This window comes from Cytobacillus sp. FSL W8-0315 (assembly GCF_038002905.1).
Classification (GTDB): Bacteria; Bacillota; Bacilli; order Bacillales; family Cytobacillaceae; genus Cytobacillus; species Cytobacillus pseudoceanisediminis.
The window spans coordinates 326,524-352,906 of the sequence record NZ_JBBOOC010000002.1 but is presented as its reverse complement, the minus strand read 5'-3'; the positions used below and the strand labels follow the sequence as shown (position 1 = coordinate 352,906).

Genomic DNA, 26,383 nt, shown 5'->3' with positions numbered 1-26,383 from the left:
GAAAAAACCGCATGCAGTTCATCTTTTTTCTTAATTACAGTGTCGGTATAATAAAAACCCTGACCACATGTCAGGGTTAGAACATCAAATATATTTGGAATTAGGGTCAGTATCTAAGCATTTATTATATTGACTTCTTTAACCCGCAATTTGAACATTCTCTAATAAATTTACCTTCACCCACTGAACTCTTGAAGTGAGCACTATTGCAGTTGTCGCATCGACCGCTATTCTTATCTGGCATTTCTTTATAGTCATAAATCTTGTCGAAATCAAAGTCTATAAAAACATCAGATGTTTTTTCCATGGTTGCCCCCTGTATATATGCCTCTAGATTTAATGCCATTAGACAATAACTCCAATTATACTTAAAAATTTGAAGAATTTCTTCACTTTTATTATTGGGGAGTCAATAGATGTTTTGAACCAAATGTGAATGTTAGAACACTAATTAGCATTAACCAAATAAAATATCACCATTAATGTAAACAAGGTCATTATTAGTATGTTTCCTATCTTTTCTATACTTGTTTGCTTAGAGGAAATATAGTCGATTAGACTCGAATTGATAATAATATCAGTGTTTTTACTTAGAGCCACTTTGAAAAAATCCTTAGATTTCTTCGTTGTAAATAGGTAGGAAGGAATACAGAATTGATTACCATCAGTCAAGATTACATCAATCCAAAATTTTCTTAAATTATTGTTACCATAGTGCTTTTCTACCCTTAAGAATATTTTATTTATTTCCTGGTACTGAACACGTTTTCGCGAAAAATCTTTGTAAATAAAATGTTCATCTTTAACAATGATTTTGTGTTGTAGCATCAAATATAATATACCAGCAAAAATTGCTCCCATAGCCAGCCCTATAATAAGGGGTAGTATAAATAATTTATAAAATAATAATGCGAAAACAACGATTAACCAGCCTGTAAACAAAGACTCTCTTCTTATTACCATTGGATAATTCATAATTTCATCTACCTCTATAAGCTATTTAGTTCTTTCCTAAGAATTCTATGTATTGATTTGATATTATTACAAGTTCTGACGTATTTTTCCCCTTATACTCATTCTTTTTTAATCGGGAACCGTAAGCTAAAACTTTTCTTCCTATAAGTTGTTCATCTTTATAAGTGAAGTGTTTAAAGTATTTTGAGAATATCACCAAACTAAAAACCACCCCATAAACCACCCCATTAATTGGCTCGAAGTTAATATAATACACTGACTCTCTTCTTACAACATTCTGGATAACCCCGTATACAAAATAACTAAGGTTAGGGTCTGCTCGGTCGGACCATGCTAATTCATGTGCTTTATCATGGCTTATTACAATCTGGGAAAGAGGAATTTTTCGCCCATTAATGCTAACCAATATTGTTGCCAGAGTATCTGGTTCATATGAAGTAAGGAGTTTAACTATAGCCTTTAAAGTACCAATACTGCTAGGCGTCTTGCTTTCCTGCTTCACTTTTACCTCATTTGGATCTTTCGCCTTTTTTTTTTTCACTCTCCTCTTTTTCAACTGTTCTTGCAACATAATCAGGATCTAATTTTTTTAAATTTAGCCGAATTAGGGTTTCTTTTATACCTTTCTCCATTAAATCAGATTGATATTCTTCTACCTTTTTTATACTTTCCTCAAAAGTTAATATTCTATAAAATCCGCATTTTTCATTGTGTTTTGAATGATCATTCTTGCCGGTTGTTTTAAAGTAAGGCACAGATGAATCTGTTCCAGGAACAAAAATTAGGTCGGTATGACAACTTTTATCAATGCATCTAATTCGTTGGCCATTCTTATCTGGATTGTACTCAGCTGCGGTAATAATTTGGCCATTGTGAAGCAGGGCTGAATTCATTTTTATTCCTCCTATTCTCTTTATTGCGGAAATTTAAATATAAGTTTGTTTTTATCCTCATCCCAAGCTAAAAAGGCTTCGAACATTTTATCTGGTTTCTTCTGACTTTTAAATCCCTTTATTAAAGAGGTTTGACCAGTAGTAAACAATTTCTTTATGTTCTCCTTTCTGATCTGTTTTCCCGCGACAACCTTGCTTATTCCTGAAATCACAGTTTGTCTTTTTAAAGTTGCTACAACTGTAAAACGTTTCACGCTCTAAAACTGGTGCACCGCACTTTTTACATAGACCTACTACTTCAGCTTTTTGAATATCTTTGGCATATTCAACAAAATTCCAAGAAGCGGCATCCTTAATAAGTTTTTCAACTATTTCTTTCGTTATGTCTTCCGTTCTCTTAACGAAGGAGGAAACAGAACCTTCTCCTTTTTGGATTTGTTTTAGATAACGTTCCATCCTACCGCTGGTTAATACAGAAGTTAGATAGTTGTTTTCCCCTAATGCTTCAATTAAGACACGGCCCTCGGGCAGCATATAAACTAGGTTTTTGCTTACATTTACATACCGCTTGGTGATAATAGATACGATGCCGCTCCTGGTTGCTTCCGTTCCCAGCTGCAACTCAGAGTTCTTAAAATCTTCTTTATCAGCGCAATATGGGGCAGGGTTACACATAATTTTGACCAAGTCTCCTAGTGAAAAACGAGAAGGGGGATTTGTTGATCCAGCTTTAATTTGACCTGAAAGCATTGTTCCGACTTCCCCTTCTTTTATATCTGGCAATTGAATCTCTTCCTCCGCCGAATTTGTGGAAAGCCCCTTATATATCTTTTTCCACCCCTCTTCTTTAACTAGAGTACCACAGCTTCTAAAACCAAACTTTTCTGCAACCGTAATAATGATTCCAGTAGTATCGTATATGTAGTCTTGATAGTGTGCGGCAATAATGGATTTAGCAATTAGGTCATATATTTGTTGTTCCCCTTTTGGCAAAGTAAGCGGGTTTACCTTTTCTTCCGTCAATATGATTGCATAATGATCACTTACTTTATCAGAATCCACATATCTTTTATCTTGAGAAATATCTCGAGTTGCACCCTTTATTAAATCTTGGTAGCTCTCCAGCTCTCCCAAATTTTTGATTATGACTGGCATCCAAGATGCTTCCCCAGGAGTTAAGTGCTGACTGTCGGAACGTGGATATGTAATCAGGGATTTATCATATAATGCTTGAGCAAAACCTAAAACATTAGCGGGAGTCATTCCATATAAACGATTAGCATGCATTTGAAGGGAAGATAAGTTGTAGAAAATAGGTGGTCGATTCTTTTTTTCTTCTTTTTTAATGGTATTTACAATAGCTGGTTGACTTTGACAATACTTAGAAAAGGCTTCAAGCATATCTTCATCCATGTCAAAGATGTGCTCTGATTCATTACTAAACCATTTGGCATTTAATTTGGCCTCTCCAAATTGAAATTCACCGATTAGGTCGAAATATGGTTTACTAATAAAGTTCTCAATTTCCTTTTTTACGCTGATAAATAATACTCATTAAGGCGGTCTGTACTCGTCCCGCACTAAATGTTTTTTCAATTCCTTTTTGATTAAGCAGACAAGTTAAGGCTCGGCTAGAAGACATGCCCACTAACCAATCGGCTCTTTGCCGGGCTAATCCCGCATAATAATAATGCTGATAATGCCTATTGTCCTTCATGCTACGAAATGCTTCAACCACACTATCTTTGGTCAGGCTATAGTCCACAATCTTTTTACTGGCTTTCTATTATTCAAATAGTAGAAAATCTCATCTAATAATAAACATCCCTCAATTCCAGGATCAGCATGTATGATAACTGAAATGTCGGGGTCCTTTAAAAACTTCTTAAAATTATTGAAAATGCTTCTTTTACTTTCAATTACCTTTAACTTGTACTCTTTTGGAATAATAGGCAAGTTATCTAAACTCCATTCCTGGTACTCTTTTGAGTAGTCTTCAGGGCGATAAAGTTCTAGAATATGTCCAACAGCCCAAATAACCACTGCACCTTCGGGGAACATGACACAAGGTGCAATGGCTATATGTGTTTTCATATTTCTATTAGGAAATGGAGCAGCAAGCGCTTTTGCTTGACTGGGCTTTTCAGCGCAAATGAGTGCTTTCCCCATCAGACCCTTCCTCCCTTCCTAAAAAGAAATTGATTATTACTCCTTTTTGGCCTGGAAATAAGGGATTCTTTTTTATCTGTTTCTTCTTCAGCCGGTTTTTTTAGGTCTCCATATTCCTCTCTTATAATTTTCTTTTGATACTGAAGCTGATCCAATTTTCTCTCCCCCTAATATATGAAGAATAAGCTGTATTTTATTAAGCTATCTTTGAAAATGATTCATGGTTATCATTAAATTCTGTTCCAGGCATAATGTCTTGAATGCCACATCCGCTTATGATTAAAGCTCCTAATAAAACCCCTAAAACTATGTAAGCCTTTTTCCCACCTTTATCAGACATTAGCAAATCCTCCGGTTAATCATTTATTCAACAAATGCCTTTAAGTTTTTCTGCAGCTATATTTAACAAGCAATTCTTGATATTGATTGATTGAACATCACAACAGGCGCGAACCAACTCATCAGGATCTTCAAGATTCCGCAAAGTTTCAATCAACAATAATTCTCCTTGAGTTAGCTCTTTAACATTTACTAAAATCATACTAGTCATGTCTCCCCTTAAGCTGCGGTGTTTAAGTGTTCTACACACCTTTGAATAGCGCCAGAAGCACCAAACCCATTATGATAAAGCACTTCTTTACCAAGATCTTTACAAACTTCTTTTACAATATCCATACTTACGTGTCCAACAGCACCTAGTAATACGACTACACAATCTGCCTTCTTTACTAGCGTTTTGAACTCCTTTTTGTTACCTCCGTTTCTTGTTTTACCACTATGGAAGATAATATTTACGTTATTTTTTTGTCCTATTCGCTTGTACGTAGCCTCTTGAGATCCTCCGAAAATTGCGACAGTTTTTTTCATTAAAAATCCCTCATCTCTAGTGTTTGAATTACAAATAAATATAACATAAATTACACTAAAAACAAGTATTTTCTTATATATTTTTCCAATTTAATTAGGCGTTTATTAACTTCTTCAAAAATATATCACCGAAGTCTGGGTGCACATAGCTTTCTTTATAATCCAGTAAATCTTCCATGACTTTCAGCATTTCTGAAGTACGCATATTCTTAACAAGAAACGCGTTAAAAAGGTTTAACTCTAATTCAGTTATTTCTGAAGCATCTAAGGTAACTAAAATTAATTTGGAACCCATATTCCTCATTTTGATAAGAAACTCAACTGTCTTTGGATTAATTACTTTCTCGAGAATAATTAGTTTGGGAACACAACCATTTTCATAAAGTTGTAATTTACTAGTCTCCGTTTTAATAACTTTGAACAAATGTCCAAACTTCAGATCAATTAGCTTAACCAACCCATCCTGAAACGGTGACTTTTCATGTATCACCATAATGGTATCTCTGTTCACTATCTCCCCTCCTACATAAAAAAACCCTGCTGTAAAAGTGCATACAAGTAGATGTATGCATTTACAACAGGGTGGTCCCTTTATATATTTTGTTTGATTTAATTATATCAATACTTTTGCATAATTATCAATATCACTTCGTCCAATTTACCGGTTTAGGAGAGGAAATTGAAGAAATTTGGCCGTTAATTAGTAATCCATACTGCCCGTATCCTTCTGCGTCTATTATCCACGCGACTTTGGAGGCCAAAGTGAGAGAAGATTTGTGATCGTGCAGTGGAATTGGGGACTTATATACTTTTGCAGTCCAGCCTTTTACTGCATTTTCAAGGCTTTTTGGATGTAGCAATGGTTTTTTGCACAAATTGACTATCCAGCAACCGTAAGTACCACAAGAAGATACATACCATCTGGCGTCTTCTCTTTGAGCTGGAAAGTCAGGCTTATTTGGATACGTGTACTTTTCCTTTTGTACCGGCTTTCCGATTAATTCATGAAACACATTCGGATCGTCCAATAAATAATCAGCTTCTTCTTCTATTAGTGAGAATTTAAAGCCAATATGATTATTGTTTAGCGGGGGAGAGGCCATTATATCTCTAGATAAGAAAAAGCCGCACCTGGCTGCCTCGTAAGAACTATCGACATTTACGTTTTGACTGATCGAACAAGTTTCTGTAAGTTCATCAAATAGGTCACACGATGTCCGGCATGTTACCGCTGCAGGATTTACTTGCTTTTTACTATTATCTATTACAAGTTTTAACATGGCATTCACCCTTTTCCTAATAGCTTGTTATACAGCACCTAATACAATTGGAGAAATAAACGTCAATAAGGTTAATCCGCCAGCAAAGACCCACATTCTTTTGCTCCACCTGCCGAATTCAGGATGTTTTATCAAGTGATAAAATAGATAAAATACTAATCCAATTGATATCATCCAATCAACAGTAGAGTGACTGGCAGCAGAGATTAACTGAATAAAATCACTTGCGAGTAGTGTAACATTTTCACTATTTGTTGTAAATAATATTAGTATTAAAATTCTGATGAAAAAGAAAGTGATTGGAACCCAGATTAAAAGCCCGGTGGATCCTTTCATCACCTGGCCAGTCTTAGTAACAATTGAGTAACCTAGCCTAACCACTCCAAATAGAAACATTATTGTAAATATGGCAGAGAACAAAAAGGATATTTTTGGTGCAGTATTATTTACATCTGTAGACCAAACATTGAGCTGTTCATTTAATGTGATACCGTTACCCTGCTGCAACGGACTTGCGCTTGCAGCAGAGGGTATCAAAATCAGTAAAGCAAAGAGTAGTAATAGGTAACGAAATTTTAAGACCATCTTCTTTTTCCTTTTCCATCAAAGCGGAAGCAAAGGCCCGTTTCAAAAGTTGCTGTACTAATTCGGCCATTAATGATTGGAAGGTCCACTAAGTGCTTGTACCTTCCTTGATTGTAATCCAGCACTTGAGAAAGAGAAGATAGCCATTGACCAAGAACCTGTGTGTTAACAGTTTGCTCATTGCTTAAAATGGTATTAATCTTTTTACCATCCAAGTTCAACTTAAATCGAATATTGCTTAATCGGTAATTATGCCATCCAAATTCAATCTGGGTAAGAAACGCTCTAAATGGAATTAGTTTCTTAAACAGTGGTGTAACATAACTTAGTATTCTATGATTATCTTGAACATCACTTGGAAGAGCTGTATGTAATTCTAAATCAATACTATTATGTTCAAAGGATCCATCTGGGTTAACTGCTATAGAAGCATCCAGGTTTACATTTAAATGGTTACTTAGTGGGGTCAACCAGGCCAAATCTACATAGGTTAGGTTATCTTCAATTGATTCATAATATTCTTCTGTTTGAGGTATTCCTTCTACCCCCATCGCATTGATGTATAACTCCCCTTTGACAAACCTGAAATTGATATGCAGTTTATTTAGTCCAATTTGTTTTTTCTTAATTTCTTGCTTTATTTCTAAAATTTGCTTTTCGCCTAACCTTTGAATTATCATTGGATAAATCTCCTCTCATTTATTGTAGCTAAGCCTTAATTTATAATCCTTTATAAATCTCCATATATTCTCAATCTCTATATTTTGGATAAAAAAAGCTGTTAATGGAAACATTTCCAAGTAAAACTAAAACTGCCATTATTATATTACAATAGACTCATCCTCCCTGTCGAAAAGTGTCGAAAATTTGATTATCTTATCTAAAAATGTAAAATATGAGGGTCTTTATTACCAAAAGAATTATTCTTTTGGTCCAAACCAAGGTTTTGCACCCGGGCTTGGACCAAAAGGCGACTAAAGTCGCTCTTTTGAAATTCTTTACATTGCTAGTACTCTATCGTCTTGAATAAGATGCTCTTCATCTGGAATCATGTATTCCTCTGACACAGATGCTTCAACTCTTACTAGGTTTTGTACACTGATTTCCTTACCAGTCCTTACTACATCCAGAATGAGAATATCCCCATTGCCTATTTTTTTTGCTTTTTCCCCCACATTTACCCATAGCCTTTTTCCATCTGATATATGGATATAGTTTTCTTCTATACCAACTACAGAAACTACCCATTGTTGAGCACCTTCTAAGCAGTCCATAATTTTTGCAGAGGCAAATGATTCAAAACCATTTTGAGAGGGTGTTGCCTGTTCAATCATTAAGTCATTCATATGAATACAATCTTCATCCTGGTCATCATCCTCTATCCATTCAGAAACGAAAATTTCTTCTTGGTCCGATTCTTGGCGGAGACCATCTAATAGTAATTCACCAGTTTCATAACTGTGGTGATAAATATCACCTTCTTCAACAGCTGTTATCTCTTTTTCAATCTGCATAAATAATTCTTCTGATTCCTCATTTAGTGCTGATTTTAAAATTAATGGTTCCTCTTCCGCATGCACTGTAGGCTTCGCAGCACTTATAGGAATAACTTCTGGAAAGTTTGTACAATCCTCGCCAGAATATGAATAGTCATCATCCACGGAGTAATGTAAAACTTTAATTTCCTCTACCCGTACATAAAAATAACTTTCAAGAAACCAATAAAAATAAACAGCCCAATCCCAAGTTATTAAAATTGTCATAACTGTCTCCTCCTAAAAAAGTTCAAACGCGAGTTGCCCGCTTACCGCTGCTGTTCGCTTCTTCTTTGTTTTTGTAGTCGTATCAACTTCAACTTCGAATATCGATATTTGCTCAGCTGTTTCTGCAAATTTTGTTCTTTCATATTCCGTTAAGTAAGCCACGATTTCCCCATCTTGAATACAGTCAATTCCAAAAGCTTCTACTAAGTCTACTTCTAGGACTTGATTGGTAAACTTAAAGCCATTGATTTTTCCATCTGTAATATGCTTTAAAATGGTTGCCGCTTTCCGGATAAGGACGTTTTTAGAGGAATCCGCGGAAACTTGCTGATTAACCCAGGCAATAAATTGTTCTTTTGGTGATTTGCCCATTTTCTTTTTCTTTCCGATATTTGCTAAGATTTCTCTTGCACGAGCAGAAGCTTCTGCCGTCCATTCCTCGGTAGAGCCCTTAAGCACTTTTCCTTTTTTAATGGACTCAATCAGCATGGACTGCAGGTCTCCTTCATCTCCCAACATTGCATTAAGCCCATCTGAACTTACTTCTCCGTTTATGGCACCGGCAGCTTTATTCTTCTGAGCTATTAAGGTAGCCATTTGTTCTTGGAAAGTTTCTTTATAGTAGGGTAAGAACGGAGCGCCTTATTTGCTTACGCAAGTAGGTTTCCCTGTACTCCCCTCCGAACCGTACGTACACCTCTCAATGTATACGGCTCTCCATTTACCCCTGAATTTGTTAGTGTTTGTGGTTGCCGTGATGAAATTTAAGATGGCAATCTTCACAAATTGCAACTGTTTTTCTGTTTCTGGCAATCATCAGAAATTCAATTCGAGTGAGATTTTTCCCCTTCAAATCCTTAAGGCGCTTAGTGTGATGCATTTGTAGAGGCTTATTAATCGCTCCACATGCTTCACAAACTTTCGCTTTAAGCCTGCTACCAAGGCTATTTATACTGTTAAAGTTAAACGTATCGGCTAATCTATCGATGTTCGAGTTTCCAGCAGATACAAGAGACTTGCTCCGCTTGAACCCTTCATCATAGAAAGCTCGCTCTTTTGGTCCCTTTTTAGTTTCATAACGAATGATAAGTCTACCATTTCTCTGATATTTTCTATGTTGCTCAGAGACCTTTGAACGATATTTATTAGCCATAGTTTTTAGGAAGCTCCACTTCATGAAGAAGTAGAATTTGTGCATTTCGTACCCCACATTTACTGCAAGTTTGTAGTAATTGTAGAGACCACGAATTTCAGCATTATACGTGCTTACTATTTCGATATCTTCAAGGGGTACAAGATATGTCCTGTGAGTTGACTTCCATCTCTTTTGCGTCATATCGATAGCCTGATATTGTTGAAGTTTTTTAACCCAGCTTTCTCTAGGCATTTCTAGTTTTATAAGTCCGCTGTATTTCTTACTATCAGCTGAAAGTTGATAGATTGTTATCACATATCCTAAGAATGTTGCTTCTTTGGTGTTATATGTGATAAGTGTCTTATCTTGTGAAAGTTCAAGTTTTAGCTCGCTATAAAGGAAGTCTGTTATTTCCTGCTTTACCGATTCCGCATCCGATTTACTACCAATAACTCCGACTATAAAATCATCAGCATATCGAACATACTGAATTCTTCTGTAGTTAGAATCCATTGGATCCATAGCAGGCATTGAGCGCCATTCATTTTCGTAGTTTCTGATTTTCTCTTTGATTTGTATCTTTTCATCATCACTCATCAAGTGAGCTTTCTCTCTTAACTTCTTTTTATTTCTAAGGACATTCTGCTGAGCATTCAAGTATGGACGGAACTTTTTCCTTTCGGAACCTTTGTTGAATGAGTTAGCAAATCTATTCATAAATTTGTCTAATTCATTGAGGTAGACGTTAGAAAGAATCGGACTTATGATACCCCCTTGAGGTGCACCACTATATGTCTTATTCCATTTCCAATCCTCCACATACCCTGCTCTAAGGAACTTCCAGATTAGGTCAATGAAACGCTCGTCCCTAACCCTTTTCCTCAGAAGATTAACTAAGATGTGATGATCAATATTATCAAAGAACCCCTTTATATCTCCTTCAACAAACCACTTTGTACCAGTGAAGTTTGCTTTTAGTTGAGATAGTGCGGTGTGACAGCTACGGTTAGGTCTAAATCCATGTGATGTATCAGTAAAGCTTCCTTCATAGATTGCTTCAAGCATCATTCTTACTGCTTCTTGAACTAACTTGTCATCTGCTGACGGCAATCCTAATGGTCTTTTTCCACCATTTTTCTTCGGAATATGTGTACGTCTGACAGGATTAGGCTGATAGGAAGAGTTTTTGAGTCTAGCTATTAGCTGATCTAATCTCTCCAGGCTCATTACACTGACAGTTTTATCGTCAACACCTGGGGTCATAGCTCCTGCATTCCCACTTATATTCCGATAAGCCAAGAGTAAGAGTTCCCTATTGTAAAGGTTCCTGTATAACTGCTGATACTTATAATTCTCATCACTCGAATGCCTCTTCAGGTTGCCCAATAGTACTTCTGGATTTCTCATGGTTCCTCTCGAACCTCCCCATATTCTTATTGGACTGGTAAACTGCCTTCCTTCGCCATGTAATAGGCTTTCCCTATTTCGGACTACTACGAAGGCTCCGTTACCATGCGGGATATTCAGGTCTATAACCATTAGCCGTTTTAAGGGCTTTCCCGTTTAGGTAATCCCCATTTAGTTACATTAATGACATGACAGGTTGTAATGTCGGATGGAACTTTCGCCTTTCACTCTCTGATTGAGTTTGCCGGAATGTGGAATCCTACATCGCATGAGTCTAGCCTAACCTCATGTGTCACATTCCATAGACGCTCCTTGTAATTGTCTTGCGCCTATGCCTTCTATAAGGGCTGCTCAGGCTATTCTTCAAGCAGTCTAGCTTTCATCCTCATTTACAACATTTCACCAAAGCTCAGTCGCATCTTGACAACTAGATGACTTGCTCTTTAATCACATGCTACAATCCCCTCATTAGTTTCCCAATTAAAGTAAGTGACCGGTGATAGGAAAGTTGGATTCATTCCTACGGGGTGTCATTCCCGATTCATTAATGCACCTTATGGGCGCACGGCTAAGTAATAAAGACGACACTCTTCCGTTTGTCCGATCCGCCATGCTCTTCTAGCAGCTTGATTAATCGTGAATAAGCTCCAACTAAATTGGTAGAAAATGAGGGTAGGTGTACATAATAGGTCAAGACCTACCTGTACAAGCTCCTGTGACAATAGCGATAGGTAAGGCTTTGATATAATCTCCACCTTTTCCCCCGCTCCACACCGTACGTGAGAGTTTCCCCTCATACGGCGTTCCATCTACGATAACCAGTAGTTTATTGTTTAAACCTCAATAGGTTCTAAGTTACACTCTTTTCGGTATTTGTTAATTCGTTTAAGCTCTATATCTTTTAATTTGAGAATTTCTCGGTATTTATTAATGGTTTCAAGATTCGAAGCATGAATAATCACGTGTACAAATTTATGAATGATTCGAAGATTATTGAAGGAATCATCTCCATTTAGTGACTTAGGCTTGTAGTGATGACAGTGCACATCTTCCGCTTTTAGGAAGGTGCCTGTGATTTCACATAGACCATTTTTCATGCTGTATCTGCTTATGCGATTATCAAAGTATTCGACACTTTGATTTGGTAGGTACGAGGTTAGCATTCTGCTAATCTCATTCAAGATATTGTCTTTGAGTTTACTATATATAATAGTTCGCCCTTCCTTAGTAAATGGTGTAACATTCTGCGAGTAGTTCATACTACTAGAGTGCTTCACATCAAACATAGGAAAAAGATGAACATTACCAATTTTGTAAGTTTTGTAATTGGTATTATATAAGCGTTTATATGTTTCGGACGGTTCTTGTGGCCTACCATATTTGCTGCATTTACTGAGTTTAAGCTTTAAGGTTTGACTCAGCCTGAAAGCCATTAGGTTAAAGTCAAGGTTGACCAGGGTTGCTGTTCTGTAGTAATTCTGTATCCCGAGTACCCATGAGTTGTAAAGTTGCGCTACATCTGATGTTGGATGTTTTTGAATCTCAATGATTATCTTGCGCCCTTCTTTAACAATTTTCTCTTTGTTCTTTTTGGATACTTTTGACTGAGCAACCATTTTGTCTTTTTTCTTGACTACATACAGTACGATACCTAGAAATTCTGATTTTTTCTTTCGCAAATTTACGATTTTTGATTTTTCGGGAGAGATGTCTAATTTCAGTCTGTCTTTTAAATAAAGTCTGACAGCATGAAACCATTTCGTTGCTGTGTTTCTATCTCTACAAAATATTTTGAAGTCATCTGCATATCTCACAATGTAACCTTCTTTAAGATTGGTTTTCTTTAATGCTCGGTACTTGTGAGTTAATCGGTATGTGTGTTCAGTATTAAAGAATTCCCACTGCGATGCAATCCACTGATCAAGGTCATTTAACACCACATTGGATAATAGTGGGGATAAGATGCCGCCTTGTGGAGTCCCTTTGGTTGGAATACCTTCGCCTTCAATTTCTGCTTTTAACATTTTGCTGATAATGGCCAATACTTTTCTATCCTTAATACCGATGTTCCAGAGTTGCTTCAATAGTAAAGAGTGATTCACATTATCGAAAAATCCTTCAATATCAACGTCAACGGCGAAATGTAATTTGTTCATATTTATTAAGGAATTTATTCTAGCAATGGCGTGTTTAGTAGAACGTAAAGGTCTAAAACCATATGAATGGTTGTAGAACTTGGCTTCCCAAACAGGTTCAAGCACTTGTTTAAACGCTTGTTGGATAATCCTGTCGCTCATGCTAGGTATTCCTAGAGGTCTTAATTTTCCGTTGGGTTTCGGAATGTAAACTCTTCTGACTTTTTTAGGTCTATAATTGCTTAACCTTATTTGAATCAGTTTTACCAGTTCGTCATCCGATAATCTCTTAAAGTCATTGATAGTCTTACCATCACATCCAGCAGTTTGTGAACCTTTGTTGGATTTTATAGTTCGGTAAGCAAGAAGAATGTTCTCTCTTGAAATGATTAATTCGTATAATCTATCAAAAGTCTTTCCCGATTTAGAGTCCTCATATAAACCTTCAAATGTTGTGGTCATACCGTAGTATTCCCAATACCTCAATTGTGTTTGCAAATGGTTCACTCCTTTCTTTGGAATGAATCCCCATTTTCTTACTCGACCTTTGCAATATAACTTAGAATATTGTTTTGGCTATTTGTAGACTTAGGGCTGTTCCTCATTCTTCATTACAAAGATTTCAAAGGTCGTGCCCCTACTTTCACGGAAATAAATACATTTCGGTGAAATTGACACCTTATAGTAACCGTCGAGTGCTAGCTCTTTTTGACGTTTTCCGCTTCCCTTGTTCCCTTAAATCTATCTGTACATATATCCTTAGGTAGTTCCTTTGAGCCTGTGAGTTTACATCACCATAGTTTGATGTACGAATTTCATAGCATCGATTCTTACTTTTCGCTAACTCACGTAACTATAGTTACCCAACACCCATTCGATGTTGTCGTCTTCTAGACTCGTACATTCGGAAACTTTGTCAGATGAATCTTCATCATTCTTACCATAGATATTTTATAGACACCCGGTCTATCTGTTACGTCCAAATGTGGATTTTCGTTCAAGCATCAGTTTGATTAACGGTAACATTCGACCGACTTCACCTAGCTTCGTACAGTCCAGACCTAACATTATGAACTGCACGTAGGAGTATTAGTGAGTGCGTTTCAGAAAACATGGATTCATCATTCCGCACTTCGATTTAAGAGTTAGATTTACAAATGAGTAAATCTGAGCAGTTTCATCTAGGACTTAGCTGCTCAACAAGTCGCACCAATACAAACATCGTATCCCTCTTTTTCTATCTTCTTTTTTAGCCATTCACTACGCTTATTTGTGGCCGTGGTAGAAGTGTCTAAGATACAAACCTTTGCTCCAACCTGCTCAAGAATGTGTTGTAAACGCGGCCTTACATCTCTGGCTTCTACACTGGAACCTGTATCTCGAACATAGACAATACTTTTCCTGCCTTCCTCTATCTCACCCTTAATGATTTCCTGGAGCTTCTTTTCCTTGTTAAGTATTCGCTCTTTAGGAAATTCATCTGGGCTCCAAATTAAATCTCGGTCCCCATCTTCTGTTTTGATAGAGAATGGGGGATAGGTGAAAGGGTTATCTGGATATGCGATGCCTGTTTGAGTCAATGGAAGATAAAGCTTATGCCCGTCATCTCGTCCATCGATAGCTGATTCAAATGTAGATACCATGTTGTTATAATGCTTCTTTAAATCCTCGTCTAAATCTACAAGAATTGTAGGAACATTGATCAACTCCACAGGGTCTGGCCATACATCTGTTAAGCGGACAAGCACACTGTTTTGGACAAGAAACTTTGAGAACACAAATGGTGATATACCAGGAAGAACCTTTTCTGTTCTCCTGGTGCCTCCTCGCGATTGCTTGTTGCTGTACTCGCCTTTATCGTCCTGATTGTAAATAGTCGTTTCAATGTTTCCATACTCTTCATTCCACTTCCGAACTTCATTGAAAGCGTATCCGTTCTCAACCATAAGGTGTGGGAATAAGCGCCAAAGTGTATAGTAGATATCCTCGGCCTTGCCTCCAAAAAGGGTTCCTGTACCACCTATAAGCTTCTTTGAAGCAGCTGCAAGGCTCCCTAGTGAATTTCCCTGGGCTGACATGCCAGATTTCAGCATATGGATTTCATCACAGATAGTAATATCAAAAAACCATCTCATTTTCCTTCGGATGTATTCAATAGAAGCGATTCTCCTTGGATTCCCGACTTTCTTAGGAATCTCAGGTTGAGAGAGCTGAATTTGTTGGACCAAAGGCTGATTCTGCTTTAAAGCATGTTCAATCTGCCTTTCGTACTTAAACCAGTCTTTTATTGATTGGTATCTAGTAGGTACCTTCTTGGTCCATAAACTTTCACCGCATTCAGAACAAAAAGCATTGGCTGGATTTTTTGAATTATGAAGTCGCCTGCTTGTTCCAAATTCATCTTCATCCATCGTCCGTTTATTCTGAACCTCTTCTTCCTCTCCATCCTCATTGGTTTCCACTGCAGTAGATTCAATAACCTGGTGTGCATTACCGCAGCTTGGACAATAGTATCCAAAACGATATGGTAAGGAGTTTGACTCACTTTGAAGTACTGTTTTCTTATAATCAAAACGAACTGCAGGAACCATCGCACAATCGCCCCTCATTGTTGTAAAGGAAATGACAAAGAATGTTGGTTTCAATGGCTTAGGCCTTCCTTGACTGGTCCATTTACGATGAAACTCAATGAGTTGCTCTGTCCGTTCAATAACTCTTACATCAGCATGAGGTAAAATTTCTTTTATTTCCTCCGGCCATTTTTTTGTTAGGCTTGGGGGACACATTAGACAAGCAAAATACCCTTTTTTATTTGACATAGCAGCAACTACATCAGGAATTGCTGTCATCATGGTTGATTTTCCCGTGCTCATTTCACCTTGTATTAAAGCTACCTTCTGCTTTTTCAAAACTTTAGCGATCGCGGTAGTAACATGAGACTGGACAGGAAAAAGTTCCCGCTTATAAGTTGAGATTTGCGGGTGTATAGCGTCTGTCATTGGGTCATGGCCTGGAGTAACTTTATTGCTTACCTTTGTGACCATATCATCCATGAAGGTTGTCATATACTGTGTCAAATCTTCTATGGATTCCACTGCCTGACCAGTTCCTGTCTTAGGAAACTTCAGCATCCCACTTGAAATCATTCCAGAAATAATATCATCCGCTTCCTGCTCTCCAGTTTCCTCACTAAAATTCAGTTTATAGATGGAAAATCCGTCAGGAAAAAGGGCGGAATCATAATAAAATTTGAATTCCTCAATACAACCTCTTCTTAAGAACTCATTTAGAATAATATCTTTCCATTCAGGTAGAATGTTAAGCCCATACTTTCCGCCACCTAAAATTTGTCGTAGCCCTTCTCCAGGATCTGCATCGAACGAAAGAATATAATCCCCGTTTCCAAGCAGGTCATCATGAACAATTGCGACCGCTTTTCGGTTTTGATTAATGGTGATTGGGAACTTTGAGTACTTCCCTTTATCAGAGTACATACGGAATTCTTGGGAAAATTTATAGTCAGTTAAATCTTTCTTCCCTTGCCCAAAGGACAAACCACCACTCCCGGTATCAACTGCAGCTTTCATAGCCTGTAAAGTAGAATCATTACCAGCAATAATGGTCATGAGTAATTTAGCTCCTTGCCATTCATGCTTTGGTTCCTCTACCGCTAATGCGTAACAAAAAGCACTTTGCCATGCCTGCTCCAGGTAAATTTCAATCATCTTTGGGTTTTCATCTGTCTCAATCACTTTATTTAATTCCATGCTGCTGACTCCCTGCATCAAATTGAATAAGGTATGCCAGCTGGCGATCCCTATCTCAAATGAGGCAGGGATACACCTCCCTATATAGTTTTCTTAATGAACATACTCTTTAAGCTGTTTGTGGATCTTTAAGAGTGCACGATCAATAGCTCCTCCTACTGTGTCCTGAAAAGTCGTTTGGATAGATAGAGGGCTCACAAGAGCTTTAAACTTTCCATTGTGGTCACCTTCGTTGATATAGTAGCTTTTATCGAAAAATCTTCATACTCAGTCTCCAATATGAATATCATCCGTATTAATGCTCCCATCTAAAAATTCTTTAAATGCCGTAATAACTTCTTGCCTTGCCTTTTCAATTGAGTCATAACAGCCGGTAGTCAGATTATGAATTACACCATTACTCATATGGATTCTGAACAAGCTTCCGAGAGGCAGGGAATCAACATACTCCACGAAAAACTTCTGGCCGGCGTACTCCTCTAATTGAAAAGAAGAAACCTGGTGCATTGGTTCTGCACTTCCTTTCTCAGAAAAAACTAAGCTGTTTGAAGATTTTTTTCCTCTTTATTCGCTTCCATTAAAGTTCTAAACTCATTTATGATTCGTCCTGAAATATCACAAATCATAGATCCGTAATTTAAAAGAGAATCGGGGTCATGTTTGCTCCATGAGTTAACATATCGGAAGGAATAATCTGATGTGTCTAAGCCGAAGAACGAACAAACAATAAAGGCTGTTCCTTCTGCAACAACTTCCTTCTCCGATGTAGAAGACTTAGTATCATATCGATGCACCTTTGAATGCACCAATTCATGTACTAATGTCTTGCATTTATGATTAACACTTAAAGTGTCACTAACGACGATTTCATGGTTTGCTCGGCTATAGTAACCATTGGCTCCTTGCGCATCTCCATATGTGATTGGACAATTATCTTCTTCAGCAATCTGTTCAGCATATTCAATAATCTCTCTAGCTGCCTCAGAATCGCCTTCAAGTTTTATAATCACCTTATCAATAGGAAGCGGATCGCCTTCCGTCTGTTCAAGCGCGAAAACTGGAACAGTTATGAAACCACCTAGCTGTGTTTCACCGGTTTCATTGCCATGTTCATCTTTCACCTTTATGAATTTCGGCTTGAAGATTCTAATGGCTTTAGAACCTAGTTTGATATTGCGGCCTAACTCATTCCAACGTTTGAAGCTCGCTATATAGCTGGCATTTGGAAATTGAGTTTTAGCAACCATAATGTTTTTAAAAGAGTAATTCGGCATCAGTGCTTTCATTTCTAAAAGAGCTTTGAATTCTTCTGGAGAATATTCAAAGTTTCTTACACCTTCATCCAGGACAGAAACAAGTTCTTTTACTCTTTCTTCAACGCTTGGACCTCCTTTGCTCCATCTCTTGCTCTTACCTTGACGATTTGCCATGTACAACAGCCCCTATCTTTTAGTGTGTATATATAAAAAAGAGAATAGGAAACCCATTCTCTTTGAATACGACCATCTTCAATTGCTTTGAAAACACAAAAAAGCCCTTGAAGTTTCTGAAAAAATAGCAATAAAAAGCTATTTATCCATCAACCTCAAAGGCTGCTAATGATTAAAAATACCCGCTAATCCTCATAGGATTGCCATAAAATGAAAAAATGAAATGAATATATTGGTATTATATCCTTTGTTTTCTATTTAGACAAGAATGATAAATGACTAATCTTAAATTATTCCACAATACTACCCATCAAGGAATGACACCTACCCATCATAAGATGACAGGGAGACCCATCATAAAATGACACCCACCCGTCAGGAAATGACGAGCTACGCCTATCAGGAAATGACGGGCGGACTTATCCACAAGAAATCTCTATTTTGTTAATAAATCCGCCTGTCAGGAGATGACACCCTAGCCCGTCAGGAAATGATAGGCGGATTTTCCGGGCGTCATTTCCTGACCCACCCCCCCATCATAAGATGATGCCGAATAATATAAATCTTTAAAAAGACTTTAATATATATATTTATATAGAAAAAGAGTAGAGGAAATGATCCCTCTACTCTTCAATAGAAATAATTTTGATATCTAAGAAATTAATATTTAAATCATTCAACGCCTGTGTAATTAAATCCATATGTCTATCATTAATCCAGCTAGCCGCAAATTTATTTTGTGCATAAAGTGTAATCACGGAATCACGGTTTTTAAATAAAGAATCTTTAAACCAGGTATCGAAAGATGGTTTCGAAATTTTAGCTTGTATGTATTCCAATACCTGCTTTGTAAGATTCAAGTCATCAGTTGTCATTGATTCTTTGATATCTAGTTTATGTTTTTGTGCCGCGGCATTTCTCTTTTTTACCGGCTTATGGAACGTTTCTCCCTGTTCAATAAAGTCCTCATAAATCCCTTCATAATTAACGACATTTCCAAGGTTGTCTGGGCTATAAACAGACATATACTTTTCCATAAAGTCATCATGCCTTCTCTTTAGTTCCTCCGGAAGCTCTTCATACAATTCCTTCGGAAGAAATGGCACCCGTCTTCTCACTTTATAAATTGGAGTTTCATCCATATTTTTTTTCTTCTCATCTGCAGACATGCAGTTAAATCTGAAAACAAATCCATATCTTTCTAAAAGACTTAACCTGCTTTTAACAGTGTTTACAGAACCAAAAGAACACTGAAGCTGCAGAGTCTTTAATGCTGGCCAGCAATAGTCTTTCTCAATACAATAGCTTTTAAGTGTGATAAACAGTGCCAAACCATCTGCTTTAAGAAAGTGCTGCCAAAAATGAATAAGGTAGTTATGTATGATTGTAAAATTCCGATCTTCGAATTCAATGTTTTGACCATAACCATCTAAGCTAAATTCTTTAACCTTCTCTTCATTAAAAAGGATTTTATTAACTACAGGATCATGATAAAAAAATTCTTTAAATTGACCTGTTTTGTCTATTAACCACCTGGATTTTTCAATTTTTAGATCTTCTTTAACAGGACGATAATAGATAAGGGGATAATTTTCCCCCTTTAGATTAGGACGAGCATCTTTCAAAATTAAAACCTCCAAATCATTTACCCGTAAGGCTCTGAACGGAGATTCCTTCTTGAAATAAGTAATTCAAACTGTTAAAATATGAATTAAATTATCAAGTATGAGAAATCCCGCCAATTGAATTTCATTTAATCTTTCAGCGGCCAAACTGGAAGAGATTAAATGAAAGCCTCTGGTGGTTTTTTTTTTGCCATTTTATAGTGAATTAACACTATTATGTCTATAGATGCTATATTTTCTATCATAACAAAACTAGACAGGTAATTCTAATATACTTTGGCCTTTTAACCAGATAAATGTCGAATAGACGACAAAAAGCCCCCTACAAAGAAACCGAAGGTATTTCGGCTTGTTTGATAGGGGGCTTCCCTTTTGGATATCCAATTGTTGTACCTAAATTAAAACATGACTAGTGGAAATATTCAACATCTGTGGAAGAGATTGTTAAGTTTCTATTTAAGGCGGGCTCCCGAGGTAAGTAACCTAGTAGAAGATTCTATTATTTCTTTTAGCTTGTTATATTCTTTTTCGAGTTTATCTTTCTCTGCTGATAATTTTTGGTTTTCCTCTTTTAAAAATAGAACTTGTTTTTTTAGCGTATCGATTTGGTTATGTTGGTCCTCTCCTTCTAAAGCTTTCTTATACAATAATTCAATATTATTGATAAGTACTTGAAGTTCAATAATATCTCCAGAGGGTGAGGGCCTCCTACTAAATATCTGTCCTATTTTCTTTGTAGTATTATCTGGCTGAGTTGGAGTTAACTCTTTTCGTTGTGTTTTTGCTTTTATAATCTCCTCTTTATACTGCCTTCTAACACAAGCATTCCACCTAAAGCCACAGGCAGAAGCGGTTCTTGATAATTGCTTACCTACCTCCTCAAATGCCTTTAATTGTGTTCCCCCGGTTCGAATATTTGAAAGTACTACATTTGCTAGTAGCTCATCCTCTTCCCCGGTCCAAGCATCTTGTCTTGTTTTAGTCACGGCCCTTACCTCCCAATAATTTCTTATATAAATATAAGTATGAATGGATTTACAAATGTAGAAGGCAATAAAGCGTGATGTAAAGCTAAAAACATCATTAGGTTCAAAATTCAAACGATAGGCTTGTTTCATATGTATAATTAAGACTATATGTTATGAGGTAATGGGGGATGATGTTTTGAAAACAAAAGATTATTTTTTCGATCTCTTTAAGACTACTAAAGCAAGAGAGCTAGCAAGAGAAGTTGATGGGTATCTATATAATAAAAGTACATATAGGGAGGAAGTTGAGGATTATCACGCTCGCTATAAGCAATGCGAACGAACGGATTGCATAGGTTATATTAGTAAAAAAGGCTCCTTTAAATTTTTGTCTTTAACCGCTGCAAGACATGTATGTCTAGTTCTTCATCTTGGGAAAAAGCTTCATACCCAGGCTGCAATCTCTATCCAGCAAGAAATTGATGAATTATTGCAGAGGGACTACCAGGATACCGATGGTACAAAGTCCACTCCTGGGGAGGCTTATATAAGATTAGAATGGGTTGATAATTTGGAGGATATAATTCCTTTCATTGATAAAGCTTACGAATTAAGGCTGTTAAAGTAAATTTATAAATTTTTCATTAATTTAGCCCTTATGAACTGAACTCAGACCGTAATTGAAGTGGCTATAACATTTTTCAGTGTGGTTACTTAATTATTTTGTTGAAGTTGTAACGGTTAATAATAAAACTCGCTCTAAAGCGAATTTGCTTTAATATGGTGCTCAGATCTAAAATTAGTTCATTTATCTAACAGCCTACTATTTCCCAAGAGCATAAACTCCTCCGAATTAATTTGTTATGTGTATTCGGAGGAGTTTATAATTTATCTAGGTTCCAAGAATTTTTTAATTATTGATATAATGATTCAGTAATGGTTCCTCTTCCTTCTTTCCACCATCCTGAGGTTCCTGATAAAACAAATTTATAGGTCTTTCCTCGTGTGATATTAATAGAAGAAGTACTTGTAGTGCCAGCAGGATAAATCCTACTACCTACAAAAGTTCCATCACTAGTGTAGAGACTAAATGTAACTGGAACTTGAGAACTATTAGATATACTATTTTTAATAAATGTATATTTCATAGGTGTAAAAGAACTTCCCTGAAGACTTGCTGATTGAAATCGAAACGTATAACTATATGGCAATGCTACCATGGGCTGTATTAAGTTATCATCCACTGGAGTAGCATACATAACCTTATCTGGATTCTCTGCCATATCTTTCTCTACTTTCTTTGAAAGTTCTTCTAGCTCTTTAGTTTCTGATTCTGCTAGATTCTCGTCAGTCAATACTTCAGTAGCATTAGGATATATTTTTTGTATTTTCTCAAAATTATTTTCTTCGGCTGCAGCACTACTTCCTACGAATAAAAAAGCAAAGGAGAGAACTAACAGTACTTTACTTATAGTTTTCATAACTAAAACACCTACTTATAAATAGTTTCTTTCAAAATGAGAAATTAACTTCGAATCGCGATTCAATTAATATCATACTCTCAGTGGTAATAATTTACAATAGATAAAATCAACGTTATATAAATCACTCAATTATACCCGAATTATTCAAATTTTACCAAAATTCACATAGTGTCCTGTGATTTTTGGTAATTTGAATTATAAAAATTATAAGCTTTTGCATTTTATCATGTACGGGTTCCTGTATTGCAGAAATCCTGCGACTTTAGCTCAATGAGAAAAGCTGCCTGATTCGGCAGCTGATCTTGAACATAACCAATTGTTAATTGAACAAGAAAAAACGCCCCTACCTCTCGTAAGAACGTGTTTTTCGGAGATTATTAAAAACAAAGGTCTTCAGATTTCATCTTTAATTTCAGGACCTAACATTTCCTCTGAGGAATTGGTCAAACCAGCAATAATTAAGGCATCGATGATGCAGATCGCGGGATGAATTTAGTTATCATCCACTGGAGTTGCATACATAACCTTATCAGGGTTATCTGCCATATCTTTTTCTATTTTTCTTGAGAGTTCTTCCAGTTCTTCAACTTCTGCTTTAGTTAGATTTTCATCAGTTAATACTTCAGTAGCGTTAGGGTATTTTTTTTGTATTTCCTCAAAATTATTTTCTTTGGCTATAGTACTGTTTCCTACGAATATAAATGTTAAGAAAAAAACTACCAATAACTTGCTTATCACTTTCATACTAAAACACCTACTTTTTATTATTATTTCCTTGCGCATTGAGTTACTTTAACCTTTTTTCCAAATTCACTTTTAATTTTACTTCCTAAGGTAATAAATTACAATGCATCTTACATCACATTTAACCATTGGTAGCATTTAACAAATTAATTTATTTTTAAATACTCCAACTTTGATTGTAGCTGTACTGTCATTTGAACATAAATAATAGACTCCTCTTATACTTTCCTAATTACTAGTGGCTTTTTTGTTATTGAGTGGGAGTAGTTGTAGGAGAGCTGAAACCTTTGTTTACAAGGGGTTCGGCTCTTTACTCTATTTTCATTGCATTGTTATTGCATTATTTGTTTTTAATCCTTTACGCAGGTAACGAGCAGTGAATTGATTCTTGGGTGAAGTATCTTCATTTTCTGTTGCTGTTTGGTAAGACATAATACCTTCTAATTTATGGGCTACTTCAAAGTTACTGTTAGGATACAAATGTCCGTAGGTGCCAAGTGTCGTTTCAATATCTTCATGCCCTAGGCGGTCTTTAATGATTAATGGGTTTTCGCCCATACTAATAAGCAAAGAAGCGTGAGAATGTCTTAAAGCATGTAATCTAATTCGATGAACCCCAGCTTTTTTTGAAAAACGTGTAATGGCATTCGCTAACGTATGCTTTTGTGTGGGGATACCATTATAGCTCATTACAAAATTGGTTTGAACGACAGATTGCTGCACGCCCTTCCATTCGCGGAGTAACGTTAATGTATCTCCATCTAATGCAATATGACGAACACTAGCCTTTGTTTTTGGTTCTACAAAAGAATAATTATCCAAATTCTTATAGTAAAGTGTTTTATCGATATATAACAGACCTTTGTTAAAGTCAATATCTTCCCATTGAATCGCAGTGGCTTCTCCAATCCGCATACCTGTCATAAATAAAAACCATAACGAGATAAATAAAAAATGTTGATAGTAGTCTTCCTTATAAAAAAGAGAGATGACTTTTTCAAATTCCTCTTTTGTCCAAAAGTCTATTTTTGTCTTTGTTTTCTTCACATTACCTACAATTTTTGATGGATTATTTTCAGCTAATCCTAAAACAACAGCTCGATCCATTGCCATAGAAAACAACCCTTGAACATTTCTAATATAAGAAGAACGATACTTCTTTTTAGATAACGCTAATTGCCATTTTTGAACATGAATTGGGGTAATTTCTGTTGTGATTAAGTTATTAAAAAAAGTGAAATGTTTTCTTACAGTTGGTAATCGATTATCGTACGTTCTTCCTTTTACTTGTGTTTTATACCAAGGTAAGAAAATATTCTCAATAAAATGTTGGAATAAAACGTCATCTTGCTTTTCTTCTAATGGGTCTGACTTTGTAAGAAGTAACCTCGAATATTCTTCCCTTGCTTCTTTTTTAGTCTTAAAACCACTGCGATACTTCTGAATTTGCTTGCCAGTGATGGGGTGATATCCTAAATTTGCCCTAAAATAATAAGTTCCGTTCTTTGCCTTTTTGACGATATCTTTAGTCATGATTTCACTCCTTACGCAATTAGTGCAAGAAGTACAAATCACACATCTAAAGTTATCCCTAATACTTCCTCTACAGCTTCTTTAGGAACACGATCTAACTTTTTAGATTGATAATACGTATGCCCTTTTGAAATCATTAGTTTTTTACACTCTCTAATGATATCAGCTGAAAAAGAGGGACCATAACCTAGTGCTATCAAGTCTTTTTTAGTGACTGTGACCATATGAACTCCTTTCCATAGACTAGGATATGCTAATTTTGATATCTGTCTATTATTATATCGCGTCTATAAAACTAATTCTAATACGTTGCGTGAATTTGGCTCTTGCACTAAAATAAAAAGGATTCAATGTCATAACTTGGTAGTTACTTTAACCTATCTTGCTAAATTGAATATCAAAAATCAGACGGCTGCCGGTGCAGCTCCACGGGAATTTCACCCCTGCAAGTATTTCTTCCAGCCCTACTCATAGCTTGCGACGCTTTGAACGCTCGAACCATGACGATAGGGGAGTATCATTATCCTAACTGATAGGTTGTCGCCAGCAATCCACCACGATTGCATTAGATTCATAGATTATCGCTCGTTTCTAACGAAAGTCATGGCGTAAGAATCAAGTGGCTCGTCATCAGTAAAATGTATCTGATTTTTTAGTTTATACTGCACAGCGTTATCTTCCGTGCTTTCTTTGTCAAAGAACAAATATATGATTAATGAAAGGGAAAACCTAACCATTCTGTATTCAAATTTTGAAAGCTAAAACAAATTGCATAAGCTTCGCTCGTAAGCGTTCGCGTGTATCTTCATCGATGCCCCAATAAGTGTTCCCTTGTTCATCACGGAGCTTACGCATGGATAGGCTTGTCATATAGCTTCCATAATGTAGAACAACTACTTTCATTGCTTCTGGCTCACCCTTATTTGCAGCTAAAATAATTGGGTACGGCAATAAACCACGCTCGTTGTTTCCAACATTAGAATTAATCACTCCATTCATCTGCATGTTCCTCCAAAAATCGTCTTAACCTTTTGAAAGAGCTTGTCCTCCTATACTGAACGGTACTACGTGGAATATCGAGTAGTTCAGCTATTTCTACATCTGATTTGTCAAAAAAGTAGTATAAAAGGACAGTCTTACGCTTTTCTTTTGGCAAAGTACGCAACGCTTCAGCGAGCAATTTCGGAGTTATTTTCTTTCCAGCCACTTGAAAACTTTGTCCTTCTTCTCCTTCATATTGCTTATCTAAGGTATAGAGTTGATTTTCTTCTTGTGGTGTGAGATCAGAAAATGTCATCTCCTTTGCTTGTCGTTGTTGTCTTTCGTTGAAAATATTAATTGCTTCATTCTTCAATACACGTTTACAAAAAGCATTAAATGCACAGCGAACTTGCCACTCGGTACAATCTGGTTCTATCATGCATTTCCTCTCCCTTCGCAACTGCAAAGGTGGGTGATGATTTCCCCTTTCATAACCTTCAACAAGATTTTTTATGAAATGCCAAAAATAAAAGCAATATTTTATTCATTAAATACAAAAAAGCCCAACTGAACATAAGCCAGATGGGAGTAAAAATTTATACATATTATTAAATGGAAAATTCTATTTGAAAAAGTTGAAAG

At 36.4% G+C, this 26,383-nt stretch carries 31 protein-coding genes and 1 pseudogene; 1 reads left to right on the top strand and 31 read right to left on the bottom strand.

Annotated features, from left to right (window positions below; translation table 11 throughout):
• Nucleotides 1-124: 124 nt before the first annotated feature.
• From MKY20_RS25595 to MKY20_RS25490, 25 genes and pseudogenes are all read right to left on the bottom strand, one after another.
• Nucleotides 125-307 carry a hypothetical protein gene (locus tag MKY20_RS25595; RefSeq protein WP_284522420.1) on the bottom strand — a complete coding sequence of 61 codons (183 nt, stop codon included), beginning with the start codon at nt 305-307 and terminating at the stop codon, nt 125-127.
• A 140-nt stretch (nt 308-447) separates the two neighbouring features.
• Complete coding sequence (locus MKY20_RS25590; RefSeq protein ID WP_341003896.1) at nt 448-975, bottom strand: hypothetical protein; 528 nt, start codon at nt 973-975, stop codon at nt 448-450.
• A gap of 25 nt (nt 976-1,000) precedes the next feature.
• A complete protein-coding gene (locus tag MKY20_RS25585) occupies nt 1,001-1,516 on the bottom strand; it encodes a hypothetical protein (RefSeq protein WP_341003888.1) in 516 nt (171 codons plus the stop codon).
• Nucleotides 1,485-1,868 carry a DUF7828 domain-containing protein gene (locus tag MKY20_RS25580; RefSeq protein ID WP_341003878.1) on the bottom strand — a complete coding sequence of 128 codons (384 nt, stop codon included), beginning with the start codon at nt 1,866-1,868 and terminating at the stop codon, nt 1,485-1,487. The genes MKY20_RS25585 and MKY20_RS25580 overlap by 32 nt, the downstream gene beginning before the upstream one ends.
• Before the next feature lie 20 nt (nt 1,869-1,888).
• Complete coding sequence (locus tag MKY20_RS28775) at nt 1,889-2,017, bottom strand: topoisomerase C-terminal repeat-containing protein (protein ID WP_445293108.1); 129 nt, start codon at nt 2,015-2,017, stop codon at nt 1,889-1,891.
• Nucleotides 1,977-3,392 carry a DNA topoisomerase gene (locus tag MKY20_RS25575; protein WP_341004168.1) on the bottom strand — a complete coding sequence of 472 codons (1,416 nt, stop codon included), beginning with the start codon at nt 3,390-3,392 and terminating at the stop codon, nt 1,977-1,979. Before MKY20_RS25575 ends, MKY20_RS28775 begins: the two co-directional genes overlap by 41 nt.
• On the bottom strand, nt 3,388-3,585 hold the full coding sequence (locus MKY20_RS28770) for a DNA topoisomerase (protein ID WP_445293107.1): 198 nt from the start codon (nt 3,583-3,585) through the stop codon (nt 3,388-3,390). The genes MKY20_RS25575 and MKY20_RS28770 overlap by 5 nt, the downstream gene beginning before the upstream one ends.
• Nucleotides 3,586-3,617: 32 nt before the next feature.
• Nucleotides 3,618-4,037 carry a toprim domain-containing protein gene (locus MKY20_RS25570; protein WP_341003869.1) on the bottom strand — a complete coding sequence of 140 codons (420 nt, stop codon included), beginning with the start codon at nt 4,035-4,037 and terminating at the stop codon, nt 3,618-3,620.
• 196 nt (nt 4,038-4,233) lie between these two features.
• Nucleotides 4,234-4,377, bottom strand: a complete 144-nt coding sequence (locus MKY20_RS25565; RefSeq protein ID WP_284522377.1) for a hypothetical protein — start codon at nt 4,375-4,377, stop codon at nt 4,234-4,236.
• Between the two features lie 27 nt (nt 4,378-4,404).
• On the bottom strand, nt 4,405-4,578 hold the full coding sequence (locus MKY20_RS25560; protein WP_251174760.1) for a hypothetical protein: 174 nt from the start codon (nt 4,576-4,578) through the stop codon (nt 4,405-4,407).
• Nucleotides 4,579-4,595: 17 nt separating this feature from the next.
• Entirely contained in the window at nt 4,596-4,904 is a 309-nt protein-coding gene (locus tag MKY20_RS25555; RefSeq protein ID WP_341003848.1) for a DUF2325 domain-containing protein, read from the bottom strand.
• Nucleotides 4,905-4,998: 94 nt separating this feature from the next.
• On the bottom strand, nt 4,999-5,415 hold the full coding sequence (locus MKY20_RS25550; protein ID WP_009336446.1) for a hypothetical protein: 417 nt from the start codon (nt 5,413-5,415) through the stop codon (nt 4,999-5,001).
• Between the two features lie 133 nt (nt 5,416-5,548).
• Nucleotides 5,549-6,184, bottom strand: a complete 636-nt coding sequence (locus tag MKY20_RS25545; RefSeq protein WP_341003838.1) for a hypothetical protein — start codon at nt 6,182-6,184, stop codon at nt 5,549-5,551.
• Between the two features lie 27 nt (nt 6,185-6,211).
• The gene (locus tag MKY20_RS25540; RefSeq protein ID WP_341003832.1) at nt 6,212-6,769 is read right to left on the bottom strand and encodes a hypothetical protein; all 558 of its coding nucleotides are present in this window, start codon (nt 6,767-6,769) and stop codon (nt 6,212-6,214) included.
• Complete coding sequence (locus tag MKY20_RS25535; RefSeq protein WP_341003828.1) at nt 6,760-7,449, bottom strand: hypothetical protein; 690 nt, start codon at nt 7,447-7,449, stop codon at nt 6,760-6,762. Before MKY20_RS25535 ends, MKY20_RS25540 begins: the two co-directional genes overlap by 10 nt.
• A gap of 318 nt (nt 7,450-7,767) precedes the next feature.
• Nucleotides 7,768-8,532, bottom strand: coding sequence for a hypothetical protein (locus MKY20_RS25530; protein WP_341003822.1), 765 nt, complete (start codon nt 8,530-8,532; stop codon nt 7,768-7,770).
• 12 nt (nt 8,533-8,544) lie between these two features.
• The gene (locus tag MKY20_RS25525) at nt 8,545-9,129 is read right to left on the bottom strand and encodes a hypothetical protein (RefSeq protein WP_341003814.1); all 585 of its coding nucleotides are present in this window, start codon (nt 9,127-9,129) and stop codon (nt 8,545-8,547) included.
• 139 nt (nt 9,130-9,268) lie between these two features.
• Nucleotides 9,269-11,074 carry a group II intron reverse transcriptase/maturase gene (ltrA, locus tag MKY20_RS25520; protein WP_341003805.1) on the bottom strand — a complete coding sequence of 602 codons (1,806 nt, stop codon included), beginning with the start codon at nt 11,072-11,074 and terminating at the stop codon, nt 9,269-9,271.
• 560 nt (nt 11,075-11,634) lie between these two features.
• Nucleotides 11,635-11,796 (bottom strand): annotated as a pseudogene (locus tag MKY20_RS28765) (helicase); the annotation flags it as partial.
• A gap of 111 nt (nt 11,797-11,907) precedes the next feature.
• Entirely contained in the window at nt 11,908-13,707 is a 1,800-nt protein-coding gene (gene ltrA, locus MKY20_RS25515; protein WP_341003799.1) for a group II intron reverse transcriptase/maturase, read from the bottom strand.
• Nucleotides 13,708-14,405: 698 nt separating this feature from the next.
• Complete coding sequence (locus MKY20_RS25510; protein WP_341003790.1) at nt 14,406-16,976, bottom strand: helicase; 2,571 nt, start codon at nt 16,974-16,976, stop codon at nt 14,406-14,408.
• 267 nt (nt 16,977-17,243) lie between these two features.
• The gene (locus MKY20_RS25505) at nt 17,244-17,483 is read right to left on the bottom strand and encodes a hypothetical protein (RefSeq protein WP_159866689.1); all 240 of its coding nucleotides are present in this window, start codon (nt 17,481-17,483) and stop codon (nt 17,244-17,246) included.
• Nucleotides 17,484-17,512: 29 nt separating this feature from the next.
• On the bottom strand, nt 17,513-18,406 hold the full coding sequence (locus MKY20_RS25500; protein ID WP_159866686.1) for an ArdC-like ssDNA-binding domain-containing protein: 894 nt from the start codon (nt 18,404-18,406) through the stop codon (nt 17,513-17,515).
• Between the two features lie 623 nt (nt 18,407-19,029).
• Nucleotides 19,030-20,046 carry a DnaA N-terminal domain-containing protein gene (locus MKY20_RS25495; RefSeq protein ID WP_341003765.1) on the bottom strand — a complete coding sequence of 339 codons (1,017 nt, stop codon included), beginning with the start codon at nt 20,044-20,046 and terminating at the stop codon, nt 19,030-19,032.
• A 437-nt stretch (nt 20,047-20,483) separates the two neighbouring features.
• Complete coding sequence (locus MKY20_RS25490) at nt 20,484-21,017, bottom strand: RsfA family transcriptional regulator (protein ID WP_341003760.1); 534 nt, start codon at nt 21,015-21,017, stop codon at nt 20,484-20,486.
• Between the two features lie 178 nt (nt 21,018-21,195).
• Here MKY20_RS25490 and MKY20_RS25485 point away from each other — a divergent pair, with 178 nt between their 5' ends.
• A complete protein-coding gene (locus MKY20_RS25485; RefSeq protein WP_341003751.1) occupies nt 21,196-21,627 on the top strand; it encodes a hypothetical protein in 432 nt (143 codons plus the stop codon).
• A 286-nt stretch (nt 21,628-21,913) separates the two neighbouring features.
• Here MKY20_RS25485 and MKY20_RS25480 read toward each other — a convergent pair whose 3' ends face one another.
• From MKY20_RS25480 to MKY20_RS25455, 6 genes are all read right to left on the bottom strand, one after another.
• Nucleotides 21,914-22,480: a hypothetical protein gene (locus MKY20_RS25480; RefSeq protein ID WP_341003743.1), complete on the bottom strand. Its 567-nt coding sequence runs from the start codon at nt 22,478-22,480 to the stop codon at nt 21,914-21,916.
• A gap of 495 nt (nt 22,481-22,975) precedes the next feature.
• On the bottom strand, nt 22,976-23,227 hold the full coding sequence (locus tag MKY20_RS25475) for a hypothetical protein (protein WP_009336464.1): 252 nt from the start codon (nt 23,225-23,227) through the stop codon (nt 22,976-22,978).
• Nucleotides 23,228-23,548: 321 nt separating this feature from the next.
• Nucleotides 23,549-24,760, bottom strand: coding sequence for a tyrosine-type recombinase/integrase (locus MKY20_RS25470; RefSeq protein WP_341003732.1), 1,212 nt, complete (start codon nt 24,758-24,760; stop codon nt 23,549-23,551).
• A gap of 38 nt (nt 24,761-24,798) precedes the next feature.
• Nucleotides 24,799-24,984, bottom strand: a complete 186-nt coding sequence (locus MKY20_RS25465) for a DUF3173 domain-containing protein (protein ID WP_018709270.1) — start codon at nt 24,982-24,984, stop codon at nt 24,799-24,801.
• A gap of 520 nt (nt 24,985-25,504) precedes the next feature.
• Nucleotides 25,505-25,759 carry a helix-turn-helix domain-containing protein gene (locus MKY20_RS25460; protein ID WP_341003710.1) on the bottom strand — a complete coding sequence of 85 codons (255 nt, stop codon included), beginning with the start codon at nt 25,757-25,759 and terminating at the stop codon, nt 25,505-25,507.
• Complete coding sequence (locus MKY20_RS25455) at nt 25,743-26,180, bottom strand: RNA polymerase sigma factor (protein WP_341003706.1); 438 nt, start codon at nt 26,178-26,180, stop codon at nt 25,743-25,745. Before MKY20_RS25455 ends, MKY20_RS25460 begins: the two co-directional genes overlap by 17 nt.
• Nucleotides 26,181-26,383 lie beyond the last annotated feature (203 nt).